Origin of the sequence: Peribacillus sp. ACCC06369 (genome assembly GCF_030348945.1) — a bacterium.
GTDB lineage: Bacteria > Bacillota > Bacilli > Bacillales > DSM-1321 > Peribacillus.
Genome location: NZ_JAUCEN010000002.1, coordinates 2626975 through 2647260, shown reverse-complemented (window position 1 = coordinate 2647260; position 20286 = coordinate 2626975). Strand labels below are relative to the sequence as shown.

The following is a 20286-nucleotide window of genomic DNA, read 5'->3' as shown; positions in this document are numbered from 1 at the left end:
CGACAAACTGAGAGCCCGACTAATAGAAGGGCTCTATATGCACTATATTAATCCACGAGCCTCGGTTTTGCTGGATCGCAGTTTGGCTTTTCTGTGTTTGTCGATTCAGCGAGTTTGGTTAAATAATAACATTCTTCACGCCACATATGATCTGCCATTAATGGGGAAAGCGTTCCAAGAACCTGTGCACTAAGCTCAAGTTCCTCCAATTCAAGCAGAAAGTGCTGAAAGAGTTTAATCTCCAATGTGACGTCCGCATTCATTTTTTCCAATGCTGGGAATGTTGACAAATTGGTTCGTAAATATCCAGCCATCTCAACAGCTTTAATATAAAAATCATTAAAATGTTTTTTATATTGTTCACTTTTCTCCTTTAATCTTTTTTCAACTTCATCCATATTGGATGATATTGCACCTGCATGCCCTGCCGCATCTAACAACCAAATCAAATGATGATGGAGTTCATGAAAAACCGGCGGCATTTGATTTGAATTGAAGTATTTCAATAATCTTAAATATTCTTCTAATTCGTTCACCATATGATTTAGGAATGTAGGTGAAAGATGTATTTTAATTTTACCTACCAGATGCTCTTTTAAAAGGCATAGCTTAAACTCACGAAGTCTTAACGCCTCAGATTCTGCAATGGCAGTAAGTTGCGAAATCTCCTCCGAATTGGCTTTACCAAGGAGAGTATCAAAAACTCGAATGAATTCTGAGGCCATTTCAATGTTTTCCACTTCAACCGGAGCTAAAGACTCATGGATGAACCTGGCATGGTCACCTAAGATTTGCAGCCAAAAACGATGCTCGAATCTTGCTGTTTTCTCCAAAAACTCGTTCATTTGCTCTCCCCCATATTTAAAAGTATCGAAAACACTTATGATTTTTTATCCCTTACGGATAAACTTATGAACAAAAAATGAAAAAAGGTCAGCAAATTTTCAGTATATGATTATCATTCTTAACGGAAAGAGAAAGGTGCCCACTTTGCTCATCAAACTTATACTAACCAAGGAGCTATTGAATGCTTCCTAACTAGTTATACCTTACTCAAATAATCTTAACGTAGTGATCGGATTGATTAATCCAAACAGTTTATATATAAGATCTGATTTCAAAAGTATATCTTCTATAACTTTTAAATAGACTTATATCTTCCGTAAAATTTCGGAATACAAAAAACGAGCCCCTGAATAATTGGCTCGGTAAGAATATTAATAATTTGAATCATTTACATCAACTTCCATATCGATTTCCATATCCATTAGAGCAGAGCTCATGCTTTTTCCATGTCTATCCAAAGTAAGTGATTTTGTGACACCTCCGCCTAATGCGTTTTGCATGACAAAATTCAATGCGCCAATTTTTGGCAGTTCATACCTAACCACATCTCCCTTCACTATTTCGTGAAAGTAATCCTTAACCTTTTCTGCTGTTACCTGTTTTTTTACTTTTTCATAATCTTCCATACGATAGACGATGACGGAAACATTTGAAATATTTCCTTTATCCCCTGATCTTGAGTGAGTGACTTGCTTGAGTTTCAATCTTGTCGACCTCCTCGTACGTTACGTCGATTGTAATATCTTCGCTAGGAATAAGAATTGAGGCAATTGATACAACCTCTTGGACACTAACCCGAACACCACCGCCTCCAGCAGGCCCATTAGTATATAGTGCTTCCACCTCTTGGCCGATCACAATAGCGGCTTCTTCATCAGCAGTCCTGGCTGCCACCCTTAATCGTACCTCCGATAGTCTTTCTCTGTCATACAACGGTGCCGAAATAGAAGATCCATACAGCGAATTAGAACCAATATGATCGATTCTCAATTCTTGAATCTCAATTTTAGCCTGAATCAACCGGTGTCTCACTACTTCTTCCGCAAGTCTTGACCTTTCCAAACAACCCGAACCTCCGTAACTAATTTCTGCTTCAACTATGTATCCGTCCATATAGCCGATGCTCGTTTTATAGTAACCGCTCTTCTCTTTTCCAGACACTCCCTTAATATGCACTTGATTTGTTTCTTTTTCTATCACTTCTATTTGAGAAAAATCAGCGATAACATCGGGGGTAAGATATCGGGTTGGGTCGTGAATTTCATATACAACCTGTTCCTTTACGGTAGCAGCCGTAACCATGCCTCCCGAATCCTCAAGCTTGGTTAAAAAAAATTCCCCATTCTCCTGTACTTCGGCGATCGGATAACCGACATTCCATAAGTCAGGAACATCCTTATACCCCGGATCTGCGAAATAACCACCGGTCACTTGGGCTGCACACTCGAGTAAATGACCCACGGCTGTCCCCTTACCAAGAAGCTCATAGTCTGTATCCTGCCAACCAAATTCATGCTTAAGTGGGGCAACTACTAATGAAGGATCTGATACCCTGCCCGTAATTACAATATCTGCCCCTTCCCGTAAAGCGGTCACAATTCCAGAAATTCCGATATAAGCATTTGCAGAAATTATGGAAGGCTTCACCTCTTTCAATGGGACTCCGGTTTCTATTATTGTGCATTCCATGTACTTTCCGATGTTCGGATATACATCATCTCCACTTACAGCTGCAATTTTTAAATTACTGATGCCTTTTTCCTCTGCTAAATGCTTAACAAGCTTAGCAGCGGCGAGGGGGTTTGCAGCTCCCATATTGGTGATCAATGTGACATTATTCTCGACACACAATGATAAGACCTTATCCATACGATACTTCAGTAAATGGTTGTACCCCTTATCAGGATTTTTCATTTTCTCCTGCTGAGCAAGAGCAATTGTTCTTTCTGCTAAGCATTCAAAGATGATATAATCCAAATTTCCTTTTTGAATTAATTCCATCGCTGGCTCAATTCGATCGCCTGCGTATCCCGCACCCGAACCAATTCTAATTTTCTTCATAATAACTTCCTCCCTTCAAGCACCAGTAGGAACTTGAGCGATACTTGATCGTCACGATTGATATAAATTAACTGATTGAAGGGTACGCTTAGCACGTTCTACAATAGGAAGGTCAACCATTTTCCCATTAAGCTGCAAAACGCCTTCCCCTTTGACTAATGCCTGTTCGAACGCACTTACAATTCTTTCTGCTTCCTCGATTTCTTCAAGGCTAGGGGCAAAGACCTGGTTTACAAGATCGACCTGATCAGGATGAATGATTAATTTCCCTTGAAATCCAAGCTCCTTAACAAGCTGGGTTTCGGCTAGAAAGCCTTTATGATCTTTAATGTCAACATAAACCGTGTCAATAGGAGGTCCTACTCCTGCAGCCCTTGAAGTAACAACCAATTTGGATCTTGCATAGAGCAATTCATGGGCATTCTTCGTTATTATTGCTTTTATATCGAATGCATAATCCATGGAACCGAATGCAAGCTGCTGAACTCTCTGACTAGCAGATGCGATTTCAAAAGAATTATATAATCCTAAAGCAGACTCTATTAAAGGTACAATTTTTATTTGGCCTTTATTTAGATTCCTTTTAGATTCCCTTTCAACTAATAAATGATCTAAAGACATAATTTCTTCTTTTGTCTCAGCTTTCGGTAATAAAATTCCTGTCAAGCCGGAATCGATTAGATCAAGTAAATCATCGTAAAAATATGGTGTGTGAAATCCATTTATTCTGATGAAATTTTCCTTTTCCTGATTCGCTTTGATATATTTCCTCACTAACGCTCTTGCATCTTTTTTTCCTTCAGGAGAAACAGCATCTTCTAAATCATAAATGAATACATCGGCACATAATTGCTGCACTTTCTTTAATTTCTTTTCATCAGATCCAGGAACGAACATCCATGTCCGAGGAATCATAACTTCACCCCTTTTCATTTTTCCATCATCAGGAAGTGAATGCCTTATATTTTTCCGATGATTTGGTTTTCAAATCCAAACTCCTTTAGTATAGACTCTGTATGCTCGCCAACATCCGGTATAGGATTCATGACCGGCTCCACATCTTCGAAAGTAACAGGAGGAATGAGTGCGTTTATTTTTCCAGCAGGAGAATCGACTTCTTGCCAACGTTTCCGGATCTTCAATTGTGGATGGTTGATGAATTCCGCTAAAGTATTTAAATGGGCATTCGCAATTTTTGCTTTTTCAAGTTTTTCAATTATTTCACTCGAGTTCATTTTTTGAAAAACAACGTCAATCATTTCCTTAAGAATACTGCTATTAGAAACTCGGAATGCATTACTATGAAACCTTCTATCAGTAGTTAATTCGGATTTTTCTAACACTTGTGTACAAAATCTTTCCCACTCCCGCTCATTTTGAATGCCCAAGAATACTAATTTCCCATCCCCTGCAAGGAACGGACCATAAGGATAAATCGTTGCGTGATTTGCCCCAGTTCGCTTCGGATCCGTCCCACCATACCCAGAATAGTAAAGTGGATATCCCATCCATTCTCCCAACGCCTCAAGCATTGAAACCTCCATCACCTTTCCCTTACCTGTCCTAAAACGGGAAATAAGTGCAGTTAATATACCAGAGTATGCATACATACCTGCTGCAATATCCGCAATCGATATGCCTGCTTTCGATGGAGTGTCTTCTGTTCCAGTAATGGAAACGACTCCCGCCTCACATTGAATGAGTAAATCGTATGCCTTTTTATCCATATAAGGACCAAACGTACCATACCCAGAAATTCCGCAAATCACAAGTTGAGGATATTTTTCTTTGAGGATAGACGAACTGAAACCAAGTCGATCAACAGCACCGGGTGCCAGGTTTTGAATGAATACGTCCGCCTCCGAAAGCAGTTTATCCAAAACCATCTTTGCTGCATCCTGTTTTAAATCAAGCGTCAAGGATTCTTTCGACCGATTGAGCCAGACAAAGTGGCTCGACATTCCGTGAACGGTTGAATCATAGTTTCGTGCAAAGTCTCCAGATCCAGGCCTCTCTACCTTTATCACACGCGCTCCCAAGTCTGCCAATTGGCGAGAGGCAAAGGGAGCTGCCACCGCCTGTTCTAATGACACAACTGTAATTCCCTCAAGAGGTAACATTGAACCACTCCCTAATAAATACTTCAACCTGTCTTATTTAAAGAGGTATTGCCCCTGTAAGCAATGCCACGATTGTCATCACGATAGTACTCCCAAAAGCCCAGAAAAAAATCTTTTTCTGAAGATCTCCTAAATCGACCTTACATAATCCAATGAGGACAAAAACAGACGGATTCAATGGACTCAAGGGAAAACCCGTTGTCCCGTTCCCTAATAAAGCAGCCCTGCCAATTTCTATTGGGTCAACTCCAAAGGCTGCCCCGGCCTCACTTAGGACCGGAAGTAGCCCATAATAAAAGGCATCAGGAGAAAATATTAAACTTAAAGGCATACTGACCACGGCTACCAGGATTGGTAGATGTCCTCCCAGCCAATCAGGTATGGCTGAAACCATAGAAACAGCCATTGCGTCAATCATCTTAGTTCCAGAAAGAATTCCTGTGAAAATACCAGCCGCGAATATGGTAGTACATACCATAACCATGCTTTGGGCATGTGAAGCAATTTGTTCTTGCTGTTTTTTCACGTCGGGAAAGTTCACTAACAAAGCAATGGCGAACGCAATAATGAATAAGACGGGAACTGGAATTATTTCCATTATTAAAGCAACAATCAAAGAAATAGTTAAGATTAAGTTGAACCAATAGAGTTTCGGCAGACTCGATGACATTTCTAGTGTTGCCGCGATTTCTCCCGATTCCATTGAATCGCCTTTGTTCGAAATATTAATAATGCCTATTCTTTTACGTTCTTTCTTACCAAATATATACGATACAAATACTACCCAAACAGCCCCTGCTAACATGGCTGGAATAATGGGATTAAACAATTCAGAGGATTCCGCCCCAAGGGAAACCATTGCTCTAGCTAGCGGCCCTCCCCATGGAATAATATTCATAACACCCGCACCCAACGCCACTACTCCAGCTAAAGTAAGTGAGCTCATGCCCAACCTTTTATAAATTGGCAACAAAGCCGTGACTGTTATCATGAAAGTTGCTGATCCGTCCCCATCCAAAGCAACTATTAAAGTTATGAAAGCCGTGGCCATAACTATTTTTAGAGGATCTCCTTTTGCAAAACGAATGAGCCGGGATATCATTGGGTCAAATAAGCCCCTATCGATCATCAAACCAAAATACAAAATGGAGAAACCAATCATGATACCTGTCGGTGTAACTTTTGCAATTCCATCCAACATCATTTTCCCTATTTCCAAACCAAAACCGCCGATAAGTGCAAATATAATCGGCACAAGTGCAAATGCGATTAAAACAGAAACTCGTTTTGACATTACTAAATAAAGAAATGTACCAATCATCAGAAACCCTAAAATAGCCATTCACATATCCCCTTGTAAATGATTTATTTGTAGCCTTTATATCTATTTCAAATGAAAGGATTTGAGGAAAATTTCTAAAAACCTTTCAAATTCTCCGAGAAAACGGTTACATTCCTTGTCATGAAGAGAAATCACAAGTTGCTCTTTATATGGAGGGAGTGATATATATTTGTAAGAAAAAACGGTTAAGAGTTCTGTTTTACAGTATCATTGGTGTCATTATCTGAGGAGTATGGATTTGCTATTTTGTGGAGGTGGCCAGTCAAGGTACGATTCGTCATTTTTTTTATCAGAGTTACACAATGCAAAAGTTTATCAAAATCTATGCCAGTCTCTATTCCCATTTCATGAAGCATGAATACAAAGTCTTCAGTTGCATCGTTTCCTGCAGCTCCAGGCGCAAAGGGACAACCACCCAATCCTCCTATGGAAGTATCAAAAGAAGTAATACCCGCTTGCAATGCTGCTAATGAGTTGGCTTTTGATAAACCATAAGTATCATGGAAATGGGCAGCTATTTTCGCTGTGGGTGAGAGGTCCAATGTTTTACCGAACAATTGATATACTTGCTTAGGATTAGCCCGGCCTATTGTATCGCAAAGCACAATTTCGTCCACATTTAATTTTTCTAACGTCTGAACAAGACCAAGGGTTGCCTCTTCCTGAACCGGACCTTCATATGGGCAATAAAAAGCAGTTGAGATATGGAACCGTATGAACATATTTTCATTCTTAGCCTCCTCTACAACAGAGGATAACTGGCATAAGGACTCTTCAATGGACATCCTTACATTTTTTTTATTGAACGTCTCACTCGCTGCAACAAACAAAGCCAGACTGGTCGCCCCTACATCTTTAGCCAAATCAAACCCCCTCTTATTTGGAATCAAGGTCATGTATTGCACATCTTCTCGTTTGTTGATATTTATAAAAACTTCGGCTCCATCAGCCATCTGTGGTACATGTTTAGGTGAAACGAATGAAGTAGCTTCCATTCTTTTTATTCCCGTCTCACTCAACGCTTGTATCAGCTGCAATTTCGAATCAGTTGGAATAAAATTTTTTTCATTCTGAATTCCGTCCCTTGGTCCAGATTCTATGATTTCAACACGTTTTGGTAAGTTCATTTTTATTTCATCTCCTCATTTTGGACTACTATTTTTCAGCTTAATAGTTTCATGATCTGAAATAACCCCGGAAGCGAGCCACTCATCATATTTATCCTCAGCTAATTCCAAATTCCCTTTTAAAACCTGTTCTGTATGCTCCCCTAGTTTTGGTCCAGCCCAATTAATACTTCCGGGAGTTTTGCTCAACTTGGGTACAATGCCTGGGACTTTAAGTTTTCCAAGGCCATCAACATCCATATTATAGATCATTTCCCTAGCAAGAAAATGTGGATCATGCATCATGTCCTTAACACTATAAATTGATCCTGCGGGTATGTCTGAATCATCAAGTAATACCAAGGCATCAGCTAAATTATGTTGTATTGTCCAACCACCAATCACTTCATCTAAATACTCAGCATTCTGTACACGTCCGTCATTAGATGAGAATTTAAGGTCATCCCTTAAATCTGGCCTTTCGATAACCTCCATAAGCCTCTTGAAAATGCCATCTCCGTTTGCTCCGATAACAATATATTTCCCATCCCTGCAAGGATATGTATTCGAAGGTGCAATTCCTGGTAGGGTGCTTCCGGTTCTTTCACGAACCACTCCGTAATGGTCGTACTCCGGAACTGCACTTTCCATTAAACTGAAGATAGATTCATATAGAGCGACGTCAACACATTGTCCTTCTCCCCCAGGTTGGTCTCTATGATATACAGCCATTAGGGCCCCCATAACAGCATATAATGCAGTTACAGAATCTCCCAAGCTAACTCCGACCCTTGTTGGTGGCCTATCAGGATAGCCTGTTAAATAACGAATCCCCCCCATTGCTTCTCCAATACTTCCAAACCCTGGCTTATTTCGGTAAGGTCCATCTTGGCCATATCCTGATACCCTAACCATAATTATCTTAGGATTAATTTTTTTTAAATCCTCATAACCCAGCCCCCAATTCTCCATAGTCCCCGGTTTGAAGTTTTCAATAATAATATCCACTTCATTTGTTAATTCCCGAATGATCTCTTGGGCTTCCGTTTTGCGTAAGTCCAATGAAATACTTTTTTTGTTCCTTGATTGAACAAACCACCATAAGGATGTGCCCTCATATAGCAATCTCCAATTTCTGATAGGGTCCCCCTTTCCTGGAGGTTCTACTTTTATTACCTCGGCACCAAAGTCGGCCATTAATCATCCGGCAAAAGGACCAGCTATCAAACTACCTAATTCCAATACCTTTAATCCCTTCAACGCACCCTGTTTTATATCTTCACCCATGTGCATTCACCTCTTTTTAGTATTTCTATCTAGATAGGTTAAGGTAGAAATTCGACTTTAAATGTAAACGCTCTCTTTTCACAAAGTCAAATCCACTAAATCAAAACCTTTCCTGAATTTTGATAATTCTTATAATAATTGACAATTATTATAATGTCAACGGTTAACCGTCAACGATTTTGTGCTATAATTTGAGCTATTAAAGTAGGATTTAAGCTTTTATTATTGAAATATATCTATGAACTGAAAAATCTAATAAATTGAAGGTATAAATTGTTACATAGGGAGGCTATTATGAAAGAAATACAAAAAACTGAACTGCTTCATAATCAGGTATATCACATCCTGAAAGGTATGATTATAGATGGTGAATATCAGCCTGGAGAGCGTTTGGTCGAAACCAGGGTTGCTGAAAGAATCGGGGTTAGCCGGGGTACAATTAGAGAAGCCTTCCAGATGTTATTGAAAGATTACCTACTGGTTCGTGAAGGTAAGGCCATATCAGTTTATAACCCTAGCGTACAGGACATTATTGATGTATATCAATGCCGAATTAGCCTTGAATCTTTAGCTGTTAAATTAGCCACTAAGAATATCACGGACGAGGAATTAAGCAAGTTGGTCGAAGTAATAAATGACTCTAAAATAGCCGTGAATATGAATGATACAAAAAAGCTTACACAACTAAATCAGGAATTTCACGATATCATTGATCTTGCTTCCCACAACCACCAATTAATCCAATTATGCGATGTTATCAAGACGAAAATACTATATATAAGGACCAGCATTTTAAAAGTACATTTTAAAAACTTTTCCGATTTTGTAGATGATCATGAACGGATCCTTCTAGCCATTCAGAATAAAGATCCGGTACAAGCCGAACAGGAAATGCATTCCCATATCGAAAAAAGCTTCAATACAATAAAAGCAACTTTCAAGTCAATCATTGATCAATAAAGGATATTATTTTCAATTTTTTATTGTAAGCTTTAAAAGAAATAAGCGACACTTCCTCATTAAGTTTAAAAGATAAAAAAAAATCATACATATTAGTTAGGACTAATATGTATGATCTTTTTTATTTGTTATACATGCAAAAAAATATCAAAGTGACAGATGATGCTACTTAGGTATTATTTAACATATCCATCAAATTACTTGGAGCTATATGACCTGTAGTGATGTACTGTTTTTATTAGGTTATTGTGTCAGTTCGGATATTTTAACTGTTAATGTCGTCTAATGATATTCGCATAAAATCTGATATAAGACCTATCCAATTTTGACAGTAATTTTATATCCTTTATTAATATGATGATTCTTCATTTAAAAAAATAAGGGCGGCAGTCCGATAGATTTCTGTTGTCTCCGCAAGCTCTTCAACATCTACATATTCATTTATTTGGTGTGGTACATCCCTTTCCCCCGCTCCAATCGTGACAATTGGAATACCAGCCATATGCAGGAATGTCCCATCTGTTGCTCCCGGGACACCGTTATACACAGCTTCTTTTCCCGTAACGATCTGAGCAGCTTTTGCAACAGCCGTGACCACAGGGTTATCACGGTCAGTAATGGTCCATGGACGTTCCTCAATCACTTCGATTTCTGCTTTAAAATCAGGATCATCTTTAGCAAGTTTGTCTATTATGTTTTGCAATTGAGATTTTATAACCTTATGCTCTTGTCCAGGTATAGTTCGAATATCCAATGTGGTCATGCATTGATCTGGAACGACATTAATTTGTGCTTCCCCGTGAACAGGACCCATTATGATTGTAGGTGTTATGGAGGGCCACCCCAACAGATCATGCTTTCCAAGACGTTCTTTCTCAAGAGTTTCTAACTTATCAATTTCACAGATTATTTTAGCCATACGTGTATTCGGATTGATCCCGCTTAAAGGCATAGCTCCATGAGCCATTTTTCCGTAAACATTAATGGCAATCCGCATGGCCCCCTTTTGTGTAATACAGACTTCATTTTCTTCAGGTTCACAAATGATAGCGCCTGTTACATCTTTTGCCCATCCTTGTTTGATAAAATGCTTAATGCCAATCATCATTCCCTCTTCATCACAAGGAATGCATAAAATAATTTTCCCAGACCAGTATTCCTTATCTCTTAATAAGGAATGAACAGCAGTAATCATACACGAAAGATTTCCTTTTGTATCATTTGTCCCTCGGCCATACATTTTTCCATTTACTATTTCAGCTCCAAAAGGATCGTACTTCCAAGCTTCCCGATCTCCTTCCGTTACCACATCCGTATGTCCTTCGAAAAGTAACGTTTTTCCGGGTCTGCCGGAATCAACAATACCGATAACATTTGGACGGCCAGCCTCTACTTCTTCAATATATACCTCAATCCCTAGTTCCCTTAGATAGTTTGCTACATAGTTCGCGACTTTTTCTTCGTTTCCCCCTTCCACTCCGGGGCGATAGACACTTTCAATTTTGACAAGGGACTGAGTAAGTCGGATTACTTCCTCTTTATCTCTAATTCTCCTAGCATGCATTTGCTGTACGCTCATTCGTAAATACTCCCTTTCTATTAGAAATTTTTTCATGATTGGCGGTGAGTTAACCTTCAATTGGAGAAACGTTCGTATACTCGTAATATTCAAAAAAGACAATGTTAAAAAGTCCTTTGTTTGCCTTCCCTTTTTTAATTGAATATGGGTACACGAGACTCATAATTAATTGCAATCTAACGGATAGATCGGTCTAATAATTCTTTGATAATTAAAGCTAGCTACTTTACTCGTGCTTAATCCTGGTGAATCTACAGAGATAATCTTTTTAGCAATGTGCTTAAAGCCAGCACGGAAATGCTGTGCTGATTTTAAAGCGACAATCTTATATTCAGTTACATCAATTCCATGTAACAAAAAGATTTGTTCGTCTAACGACTGCCAATTTACGGAACAAACTATAATATCTACATTCCTAACCTGTAACCGAACTGATTTTCCTAGATTAAATTCAAATCCTTTCATCATTGGTGATGAGGTGGTAAATCTACCATCCGTCAATGCTTTTATATAGGCAGAAGTTAGAGCAATTGGTTCTCCATGTAGGGAATCAGTTTTCCCCCCAATAGATACATCAATTTTCTCACCTACCCCTGCCTGATGAGCTAGGTTTGCTACTTCTGGATCATAAATAAACCCAAAGCATGATTTGGGAATATTGAACTCTAACATTTCCCTCAGTAAATAAGTCCCGTCCCCTGGTGCGCCAGCCCCGGGATTATCAGAAGATTCATTAATGATAATTGGACTTTCTCCAATAGATAGCGCTTGGAGTATCCCATTTTTAGGATCAGGAAGTTCCCGTAAAAACTTTGCTCTCATAGCCCATATATCCTTGGCCACTTCCTTGCAGACAGTTTGCGCTATTTCATCATTTCCATCAGTAATCGTTATGACTGTTGCCGAAACATCTGGAATGTCTGTATATGGAAATCCATGAAAGAAGGTACAATCAATCACTTCTGTTTGTTCTTCCATGTCTAGACATAATTGAGTAATATCTTTTGCAGGAGACAAATCCGTTGTACCAGCGGCTATTGGTATTAAGATTGGCAGTTTTTTCATTACCATAACAGGGTTGATTTCTCCCTTAAGTATTTTCACTGTTAAATCCATAGCCTTTAATCCTGTTTCATAACAATCAATATGCGGATAATACTTAACACCTAGTAGCAAATTTGCTTCTTTTACCATAGTTTCAGAAAGGTTTCCATGTAAATCCAAAGTGACGACTATGGGAGTTTCATAGCCTAGTATCTTTCTTAACTCACTTAGTAATTCACCTTCTAAATCATCAATTCCATCCACGACACCAGCGCCATGTAAAGCGAGGCAAATAGCATCCAAGTTCCCTTTAACTTGTATATTTGTTACTAACTCCCTTTTCAATGTTTCAAAACATTCTTTAGTTATCGTACCAGCTGGATTGGCAAATGCAGAAAAACTTGGAATAAGGTCCACCCCTAATTCCCTTCCTTTATCAATCATTCCACCAATATAATCCTTTACACCTTCATGGCATCGTAACATCTCCTCGTTTCTTGCCCAAAGAATCTCTTTGAATGATTCTTCAGTTGTTTTTACTGAGGAAAACGTATTAGTTTCATGCATAATATGGCCTATGCCTATTCTCAATTCCTTTCATCCTTCCTATTTAAGGAACATTTACTTCATCTATCTCTATTTGAATTGTTATCTTGATCTTAGTTAGGATTTGGAAAGTATATTATTGCTTTCCTTTTGGAATACAACTTTACCGCCTATAATTGTATAATCCACTTGCATATCTTTAATTTGATCAGTAGGTACATCAAGAATTGCACCGTTTAATACAACCAAATCTGCTAACTTTCCTATTTCTATGCTTCCTTTTATATTCTCTTCAAAACTGGCATATGCTCCATTCCATGTAAACAGCTTGATTGCCTCTAATACTCCTATTCGCTGGTTTCCTCCTACAATCTGCCCTGTTGAACTCTTCCTATTAACTGCTCCATGAATTCCCAGAAGAGGACTAAACGATGTGACCGGACTGTCGGAACCTCCAGCCGCTATTATCCCCTTATCAAGGAAATCACGAACTGGATACATATGATTGACTCGTTCTCCGTAACTTTTCATGTAGCCATCACCGTATTCAAGGAAGAAAGCAGGATTCGGAATAGGAATAACTTCTAATTGCCTCATCCGTTCAACTAAATCAGGCATTGTAATTCCTGCATGTTCGATCCGATGGCGGTGATTCTTCCTAGGATGTTTTTTCAATGCCTCGTCAATACAGTTAAGCATCATTTCAATAGCCCGGTCTCCTTGAGCATGAGCTGTGATTTGAAACCCTTTTTCATGAGCCTCCCCGAGAATCCGGTTAAGTTCCTCCTGGCTAAAGTACAATATGCCGGAATTTTCTGAATCATCAGTGTAAGGTTCCCTCATTGCAGCAGTTGGACCGCTACTACTTCCATCAGTAAATACCTTAGCTGGGCCAATTTTAAATTTCTCATCTCCCAGGCCTGTTGAAATTCCAGCTTTTATCATCTTGTCAACAAATTCTTCTGACTTATTGATTGTCGAGACAATTGCATAAACCCTAACCTGAATCTTTCCGTTACGAACCGCCTCCTGCATCACCCTAAAGTTTTCCGGGCTAGAGACACCTGCATCGTGAATGCTTGTTATGCCAGAAGCGGTAAAGTCATTAGATGCCATCATTAATCCTTGCAGAAGCTCTTCATGTGTAAAATCAGCCAATTCGTAAAAAGGCATTTGAGCATTTTCTATTAAAACGCCTGTAGGAACTCCTTCCTCATCTCGGACTACTATTCCACCTTCGGGATCTGTGGTATGCTCATCAATTCCTGCTAACTCCAACGCCTTGCTATTTACCACGGAAATGTGACCACAGGCACGCCGGAGAATGATCGGGTGATTGCTAGAAATAAGATCCAATTCTTTTCTAGAAGGATATCTATTTTCTGATATTTTGGTTTGATTGAATCCCCATGCACGTACCCACTTTCCAATTGGTGTTTCATTTACTTTTTTTTCAATTTCTTTTAAGACGTCATGTAAAGATTCGATAGTGGGTTCCTTGCAGCTTACCCCTAATTTATTTGTACCATATAAAGTAATATGAAGGTGAGAGTCAATAAAGCCTGGCACTAAACTTCTACCTGCTAAATCCACTACCTCCGTTTGAGATCCAATCAATCGTTTCACTTCTTCATTCGTACCCACCATTACAATTTGGTTATCAGTAACCGCAACAGCTTCATTGACGTCATATTCCATGTTTGATGTAATAACTTGACCATTAACAAGCACTAGATCTGCAAACATCAATACACCTCGTTATCAATTAGGTTCTTCTTTATAAAAAAGAAAAGTCAGTTTGGGATAATAATAGTTAATTAGACTAATTTAATAAATTATTCATATAAATGACAGGCTACAAAGTGATTGGCCCCTTTTTTTGTAAGAGCCGGAGATATAACTTTGCAACGATCCATTACATGGGGACATCTCGTATGAAAAATGCATCCCGATGGGGGATTAAGAGGCGACGGTACATCCCCTTTTAAAATAATCCGTTCTTTTTTTAATTTAGGATCGGGAATTGGAACGGCGGACAATAATGCTTGAGTATACGGATGCAATGGATGAGAAAATAGTTCATCTGTTGAAGCCCGCTCTACCATATGTCCCAAATACATAACACCAATGTTATCAGCTATATGTCGAACTACACTTAAATCATGGGCAATAAAGAGGTAAGAAAGATTTAAGTTATCTTGCAATTCCTGCAACAAGTTTATCACCTGCGACTGAATGGATACATCGAGAGCGGACACTGGTTCATCACAAATTACAATATTAGGGTTTACCGCTAGTGCTCTAGCAATCCCAATCCTCTGTCTTTGCCCTCCTGAAAATTCATGGGGGTAACGGTAATATTGGTCTTCTCTAAGTCCGACTTTATGAAGTAAGTCCAAGGTTCTTTCCATACGCTCTTTCTTTGACCCCATTTTATGTATCTTCATAGGCTCTTCAATTGCATGCCCAATGGTTTGCTTTGGGTCTAAAGAAGAATGCGGATCTTGAAACACCATTTGTATTTCTTGCCTAATTTGATCGATTTCCTTCCCTTTTAACTTAAATAGGTCGCTTTCCTTATATATGGCTTGACCCTCTGTAGGTTCCGTTAAACGCATGATAGTTCTTCCTGTTGTACTTTTCCCACAACCCGATTCACCTACAAGCCCAAGCGTTTCTCGTTCATTTAAGGTAAACTCTACATTATTTACCGCTTTAACATGCCCTTTCACTCGGCCAAGAGGAGTATATATAGGGAAATGCTTCCTTAAGTTCTTGACCTGTAAAATCGGAGCTCTTTCATCTGACAGCGTCTGCAATACCTTTTCGCCTCCCCTCTTGTAATACTGTTTCATAATGCCAACAGCGCACTTTATGTCCATCTTCAATCTCTTTTAATTCAGGTGGTTTTTCTTCACACAGGCTTGTAGAATACGAACATCTTGGAGCAAAGCGACACCCTTTGGGAATATTATTAAGAGACGGGACCATCCCTTCAATCACATGCATGTTTTTAGAACGGTCCCCATCCAAACGTGGAACGGATTTTAGCAATCCTTTGGTGTAGGGATGTAAGGGTTCCGAGAATAAAGATCCTACTTCAGCTTCTTCGATTATTTGGCCTAGATACATAACGACTACACGTGTACAGACCTCAGCAACTACTCCCAAGTCATGTGTTATCAACATGACTCCCATGTTTAGTTCCTTCTTCAAACCTTGAATCAAGTCCAATATTTGTGCTTGAATAGTGACGTCTAAAGCGGTCGTGGGCTCATCAGCAATTAGTAGATTAGGATTACACGCCAATGCCATTGCAATCATTACCCTCTGTCTCATTCCTCCTGATAATTCATGCGGATACTCATTCACCCTTTTTTCTGGAGAAGGAATTCCTGTTAATTTGAGCATTTCTATAGCTCGGGTAAATGCTTCTTCTTTTCCAAGCTTTTGATGAATGACGTAAGATTCTGCAATTTGATAGCCAATTGTATATACAGGATTAAGAGAAGTCATCGGATCTTGAAATATCATAGATATTTCGTTTCCGCGAATGTGTCTCATTTGATCCTCCCTCAAGGATAGCAAGTTTCTGCCCTTATAGATTAGCTCTCCTTCATATTTAGTCGTGTTTTCATTTAACAATCGTAAAATAGATTCCGAGGTTACACTTTTTCCGCATCCCGACTCTCCAACAATCCCTAGGGTCTCTCCTGAATATACCTCGAATGAAACCCCTTTAACTGCGGTAACAGGTCCCTTTTCTGTCATGAACGTCGTTTTGAGGTTTTTGACCTCTAATAAACATTCTTTATCCATAAACGTCCTCCTCATTAATACCGTGTTATTATTATTTCTTTACTTTATTAGTATGCGGATCGAGTAAATCACGTAGTCCATCACCGAAGAGATTCAATCCCAAAACGGATAGAATAATGAATGCACCTGGGAAAACTGTCATCCACCAAGCATTAAAAATTACGATTTTACCATCAAATAAAATGTTTCCTAGACTTGGTGATGGAGCAGGAATACCAGCTCCCAAAAAGCTGAGTGATGCTTCGATTATGACAGAAACTCCAAAAACATAGGTGATTTGAACAATCAGAGGAGACATAGTGTTTGGAGCAATATGAAGCCAGATAATTCGCCATGAACTGGCCCCTTGTGACCTCAAAGCTTCTATAAAGGTTTGTTCTTTGACTACAATGGCAGCTGAACGAACGACACGTGCGACAGTAGGTGTATTTACAATAGATAACGAAAGAATGACATTAATTATATTCGGCCCTAATGCAGCCATGAGTGCAATGGCCAATAGAATTGCAGGAAATGCCATTAAGCCATCACATATCCTCATCAGGATATGATCCAAGGTCCTATAATAAGCTGAGTACAAACCAATTACTGCTCCAATTACTAGTGTTATCGCAGCTACTGTAAGTCCGACGGTCATGGATACCCGGGTGCCATAAACTACCCGGCTAAATAAATCCCTGCCAAAGTTATCTGTTCCAAAAAAATGCTCAGCACTTGGTGGGCTCAGACGAGCTGTTACTATCATGTCATATGGTGTATATACGGTGATCAAAGGTGCGAAAATAGAAATTAAACTGAGAGTCAAGATAATCACACTTCCTGTAACTACAAGCCGGTTTGAAAAATACCTGCGCAGAAGTATAGATTGACGTTGTTTCTTCATATGATTTTTTGAATACAATGGGTCTGTTTTTTCAATTATTGTTTTTGCTTCCATAAATCATTTCCCCTTCAATTCATTTCTTTATTTCCGACTTAACCGTACCCTTGGATCAACCACACCGTACAGTAAATCTACTATTAAATTAATGAATACATAAGCGGCGGAAACCAGCAGAACAGTTCCTTGGAGTACCTCGTAATCTCGCTGCACTATTGAGTTCATGATAAGTTGACCGAGTCCAGGTATATTAAAAACCGTTTCTGTTATTACTGCTCCCGCTACCAATGTCCCAAAGGTTTGTCCAACGACAGTCAGAATAGGGATAAAAGCATTTCTCAATGCATGTTTATAAATGATGAATTTTTCTTTTACACCTTTTGATTTTGCGGTTTTAATGTAATTCATGCTTAGTACCTCTAACATAGAGGCCCTTGTCATCCGCGCAATCAAAGCCGCTTGTATGGCCCCAAGAGACAAGGCAGGCAGTATAAGATATTCAAGGTGCGCCAATAGTCCATCATCAAGTGGTTTATATCCAGCTACCGGAAACCATTGGAGTTTCACTGCGAAAAATAAAGATAATAATAATGCAAGGAGAAAGCTTGGCAAGGAAATTCCCAACAAAGAACCCACCATGAAAATTTGGTCTGTGCTCGTTCCCCGTTTTTTTGCCGCAATAATTCCCATAGGGATAGCTATAAGTATAGAAATCCCCTGTGCCAATATCGCTAATGAAAGTGTGGGACCTAAGTGATTCATAAATACCTGTAATACTGGTTCCTTCATATAAATAGACATTCCCAAGTCGCCTTGAAGAAGGCCAAAGACCCAATTGAAAAATTGTTCGTACATAGGTAGATTTAAACCGAGTTCTTCTCGTAATCTATCAATGTCATCTTCAGTTGCATCTGCCCCAAGCATTACTGATGCCGGATCTCCTGGTATTAAATGCATAATGAAAAAGACTACAATAGCTACAGTTAATAGAACCGGAATGAGAGATAAGACTCGCTGTAGAATATAGGCTTTCATCAAAAATCTCCTTTCTACAATTAACCCCTTCATAATGTAAAACGTATGAAGGGGAATCTAAACAATTAATTTTTATTCTTTAGCGGTCGTATTCCATAAAACAGGTCCAAGGAATTCTTGATATCCTTTGACTTTATTCGCTTTTACGGATATGGAATCATAAGCACCAATATTAACAACAGGCATATCTTCCCAAATTACTCTTTGCAATTCACTAAAAGTTTCTTTAGCTTTATCCTGGGAAGACTGAGCTTTAATTTGATTCAATAGTTTGTCTATTTCTGGGTTATTCGTCCAGCCTGCAAACTTTGCTCTAGAATCCAGGAATGGATATTGGAGAGGGGTTGCGCTAACAGGCCAGCTTGTAAAAAACATTTCCCATTGATCAGGCTTATTTCTACGATCTAATAGAGTAGACCAATCCACCACGTCCAGCTTTACGTTCATACCGATTTTCTGAAGTTGTTGTTGAACTGCCACGGCCGAATTATAATGTTGTGAATAGTCACGGCTGGTCAGGATTCTTAATTCTTCCCCATTATACCCAGCTTCCTTCAGCAATTGTTTGGCCTTTTCAGTATCTTTAGCCTCATAAATTTCTTTCCCTGTATCCGTGTACCATAAGCCTTGCTCTTTTAGCATATATCCAGGGTCCAGTCTAAAATAGCCATCAGTTACAGCTGCTGTTAAGACCTCTTTTTTATCAATTGCTAAATTCACCGCTTGGCGAGCTTTAACATTTTTCAGGAATCCATTTTGTTTATTAAAAATTAGAGTGTGAATTCCCAGAGGCGCTTGAATGGTTTCGAGACTTGATACATTTTCAAATTGTGGTGCTGCGTCCCATGGCATCATTACGCTCAAGTCATATTCTCCACTAATCATTCCAGCTACTCGAGTCGAGTTATCAGTGACGAAGTGAAAATATATGTCATCTACAAGAGCTTCCTTTTTACCAGCTAAACCGTCTGCAGGTTGGGATGAAGCCTGATAATCATCAAATTTCTTTAAATGAACGTATTGATTTTGTTTCCACTCTACAAACTTAAAAGGACCTGTTCCGATATATTCTGTGATACCACTCGTATCAGCCGATTCTATAACCTCTTTTGGCATGATGGCCGCGAATTGCCCCACTTCTGCCAGCACTGGTAATAGAACGATAGATGGTGTTTCGACATGAAGGATAACCGTATATTCATCTTCGGCTTCCCACTTAGAATTTCCTAGATTTGCCTTTGCAACGGCCCCTTCTTGCCATTTTGTCATGGAAGCAATGACATCCTCCGCCTTCATTTCTTTTCCATTATGGAATTTAACGCCTTTTCTCAATACAAATGTAACTTTTTTTCTATCTTTACTAACCTCATAGGATTCAGCAAGCATTGGAGTAACTTCAAATTTAGAATTTAAAGTGACTAGTGTCTCAAAAATATGCCTTGCTGGGTCGCGTGTTGCATTAGCTGTCGTCAGGTGTGGATCAAGTGATGTCGGCTGCGCTGGATAAGCTACTTTTAATGAACCTCCTGGCTTAGATGCAGATGAACTGCCATTATTTGAATTATCTGACTTCGAACTGCATCCACTAAGGGCGAGAGCACAAATCAACATGACTATCGAAATGATAAGATTTTTCTTTTCAAACATTTTCTTTCCCCCTT

General features: G+C 39.1%; 17 protein-coding genes. 1 reads left to right on the top strand and 16 read right to left on the bottom strand.

The features are described 5' to 3' along the window. Nucleotides 1–47: 47 nt before the first annotated feature. The 8 genes from QUF78_RS13725 to QUF78_RS13690 form a co-directional block, all read right to left on the bottom strand. Nucleotides 48–845, bottom strand: a complete 798-nt coding sequence (locus QUF78_RS13725; RefSeq protein ID WP_289325080.1) for a DUF2935 domain-containing protein — start codon at nt 843–845, stop codon at nt 48–50. A 372-nt stretch (nt 846–1217) separates the two neighbouring features. After that, the gene (locus QUF78_RS13720) at nt 1218–1550 is read right to left on the bottom strand and encodes an AtuA-related protein (RefSeq protein ID WP_289325079.1); all 333 of its coding nucleotides are present in this window, start codon (nt 1548–1550) and stop codon (nt 1218–1220) included. Then, entirely contained in the window at nt 1510–2907 is a 1398-nt protein-coding gene (locus tag QUF78_RS13715; RefSeq protein ID WP_289325078.1) for an acyclic terpene utilization AtuA family protein, read from the bottom strand. Before QUF78_RS13715 ends, QUF78_RS13720 begins: the two co-directional genes overlap by 41 nt. 51 nt (nt 2908–2958) lie before the next feature. Further along, entirely contained in the window at nt 2959–3822 is an 864-nt protein-coding gene (locus QUF78_RS13710; protein ID WP_289325077.1) for an HpcH/HpaI aldolase/citrate lyase family protein, read from the bottom strand. A gap of 44 nt (nt 3823–3866) precedes the next feature. Beyond that, nucleotides 3867–5054, bottom strand: coding sequence for a CaiB/BaiF CoA transferase family protein (locus tag QUF78_RS13705; RefSeq protein ID WP_289325076.1), 1188 nt, complete (start codon nt 5052–5054; stop codon nt 3867–3869). Between the two features lie 10 nt (nt 5055–5064). After that, nucleotides 5065–6369, bottom strand: coding sequence for a CitMHS family transporter (locus QUF78_RS13700; protein ID WP_262868906.1), 1305 nt, complete (start codon nt 6367–6369; stop codon nt 5065–5067). Nucleotides 6370–6554: 185 nt separating this feature from the next. Next, complete coding sequence (locus tag QUF78_RS13695; protein ID WP_289325075.1) at nt 6555–7496, bottom strand: hydroxymethylglutaryl-CoA lyase; 942 nt, start codon at nt 7494–7496, stop codon at nt 6555–6557. A 15-nt stretch (nt 7497–7511) separates the two neighbouring features. Continuing rightward, nucleotides 7512–8672 (bottom strand): CaiB/BaiF CoA transferase family protein, encoded by a 1161-nt coding sequence (locus tag QUF78_RS13690; protein ID WP_289325074.1) that lies wholly within the window; start codon nt 8670–8672, stop codon nt 7512–7514. Between the two features lie 384 nt (nt 8673–9056). On the opposite strand from QUF78_RS13690, the gene QUF78_RS13685 reads away from it, so the two are divergent. Beyond that, nucleotides 9057–9722, top strand: a complete 666-nt coding sequence (locus QUF78_RS13685; protein ID WP_289325073.1) for a GntR family transcriptional regulator — start codon at nt 9057–9059, stop codon at nt 9720–9722. 349 nt (nt 9723–10071) lie between these two features. Here QUF78_RS13685 and QUF78_RS13680 read toward each other — a convergent pair whose 3' ends face one another. The 8 genes from QUF78_RS13680 to QUF78_RS13645 all read right to left on the bottom strand — a co-directional run bounded on the left by QUF78_RS13680 (nt 10072) and on the right by QUF78_RS13645 (nt 20272). After that, nucleotides 10072–11301 (bottom strand): M20 family metallopeptidase, encoded by a 1230-nt coding sequence (locus tag QUF78_RS13680; RefSeq protein ID WP_289325072.1) that lies wholly within the window; start codon nt 11299–11301, stop codon nt 10072–10074. A 165-nt stretch (nt 11302–11466) separates the two neighbouring features. Continuing rightward, nucleotides 11467–12936, bottom strand: a complete 1470-nt coding sequence (locus QUF78_RS13675) for a M81 family metallopeptidase (RefSeq protein ID WP_289325071.1) — start codon at nt 12934–12936, stop codon at nt 11467–11469. Nucleotides 12937–13008: 72 nt separating this feature from the next. Next, nucleotides 13009–14637: an amidohydrolase gene (locus tag QUF78_RS13670; RefSeq protein WP_289325070.1), complete on the bottom strand. Its 1629-nt coding sequence runs from the start codon at nt 14635–14637 to the stop codon at nt 13009–13011. 89 nt (nt 14638–14726) lie between these two features. Further along, complete coding sequence (locus QUF78_RS13665; RefSeq protein WP_289327313.1) at nt 14727–15746, bottom strand: ABC transporter ATP-binding protein; 1020 nt, start codon at nt 15744–15746, stop codon at nt 14727–14729. Next, nucleotides 15691–16710 carry an ABC transporter ATP-binding protein gene (locus tag QUF78_RS13660; RefSeq protein ID WP_289325069.1) on the bottom strand — a complete coding sequence of 340 codons (1020 nt, stop codon included), beginning with the start codon at nt 16708–16710 and terminating at the stop codon, nt 15691–15693. Before QUF78_RS13660 ends, QUF78_RS13665 begins: the two co-directional genes overlap by 56 nt. Before the next feature lie 31 nt (nt 16711–16741). After that, complete coding sequence (locus QUF78_RS13655) at nt 16742–17647, bottom strand: ABC transporter permease (RefSeq protein WP_289325068.1); 906 nt, start codon at nt 17645–17647, stop codon at nt 16742–16744. A 27-nt stretch (nt 17648–17674) separates the two neighbouring features. Next, nucleotides 17675–18625: an ABC transporter permease gene (locus QUF78_RS13650; RefSeq protein WP_289325067.1), complete on the bottom strand. Its 951-nt coding sequence runs from the start codon at nt 18623–18625 to the stop codon at nt 17675–17677. Nucleotides 18626–18697: 72 nt separating this feature from the next. After that, the gene (locus QUF78_RS13645; protein WP_289325066.1) at nt 18698–20272 is read right to left on the bottom strand and encodes an ABC transporter substrate-binding protein; all 1575 of its coding nucleotides are present in this window, start codon (nt 20270–20272) and stop codon (nt 18698–18700) included. Nucleotides 20273–20286: the final 14 nt, after the last annotated feature.

What these genes read in the sequence shown, in the direction of transcription:
- QUF78_RS13725 (WP_289325080.1), bottom strand. Translation starts at nt 845, where the DNA reads ATGAACGAGTTTTTGGAGAAAACAGCAAGATTCGAGCATCGTTTTTGG.
- QUF78_RS13715 (WP_289325078.1), bottom strand. Translation starts at nt 2,907, where the DNA reads ATGAAGAAAATTAGAATTGGTTCGGGTGCGGGATACGCAGGCGATCGA.
- QUF78_RS13710 (WP_289325077.1), bottom strand. Translation starts at nt 3,822, where the DNA reads ATGATTCCTCGGACATGGATGTTCGTTCCTGGATCTGATGAAAAGAAA.
- QUF78_RS13700 (WP_262868906.1), bottom strand. Translation starts at nt 6,369, where the DNA reads ATGGCTATTTTAGGGTTTCTGATGATTGGTACATTTCTTTATTTAGTA.
- QUF78_RS13695 (WP_289325075.1), bottom strand. Translation starts at nt 7,496, where the DNA reads ATGAACTTACCAAAACGTGTTGAAATCATAGAATCTGGACCAAGGGAC.
- QUF78_RS13690 (WP_289325074.1), bottom strand. Translation starts at nt 8,672, where the DNA reads ATGGCCGACTTTGGTGCCGAGGTAATAAAAGTAGAACCTCCAGGAAAG.
- QUF78_RS13685 (WP_289325073.1), top strand. Translation starts at nt 9,057, where the DNA reads ATGAAAGAAATACAAAAAACTGAACTGCTTCATAATCAGGTATATCAC.
- QUF78_RS13680 (WP_289325072.1), bottom strand. Translation starts at nt 11,301, where the DNA reads ATGAGCGTACAGCAAATGCATGCTAGGAGAATTAGAGATAAAGAGGAA.
- QUF78_RS13670 (WP_289325070.1), bottom strand. Translation starts at nt 14,637, where the DNA reads ATGTTTGCAGATCTAGTGCTTGTTAATGGTCAAGTTATTACATCAAAC.
- QUF78_RS13665 (WP_289327313.1), bottom strand. Translation starts at nt 15,746, where the DNA reads ATGAAACAGTATTACAAGAGGGGAGGCGAAAAGGTATTGCAGACGCTG.
- QUF78_RS13660 (WP_289325069.1), bottom strand. Translation starts at nt 16,710, where the DNA reads ATGGATAAAGAATGTTTATTAGAGGTCAAAAACCTCAAAACGACGTTC.
- QUF78_RS13655 (WP_289325068.1), bottom strand. Translation starts at nt 17,647, where the DNA reads ATGGAAGCAAAAACAATAATTGAAAAAACAGACCCATTGTATTCAAAA.
- QUF78_RS13650 (WP_289325067.1), bottom strand. Translation starts at nt 18,625, where the DNA reads ATGAAAGCCTATATTCTACAGCGAGTCTTATCTCTCATTCCGGTTCTA.
- QUF78_RS13645 (WP_289325066.1), bottom strand. Translation starts at nt 20,272, where the DNA reads ATGTTTGAAAAGAAAAATCTTATCATTTCGATAGTCATGTTGATTTGT.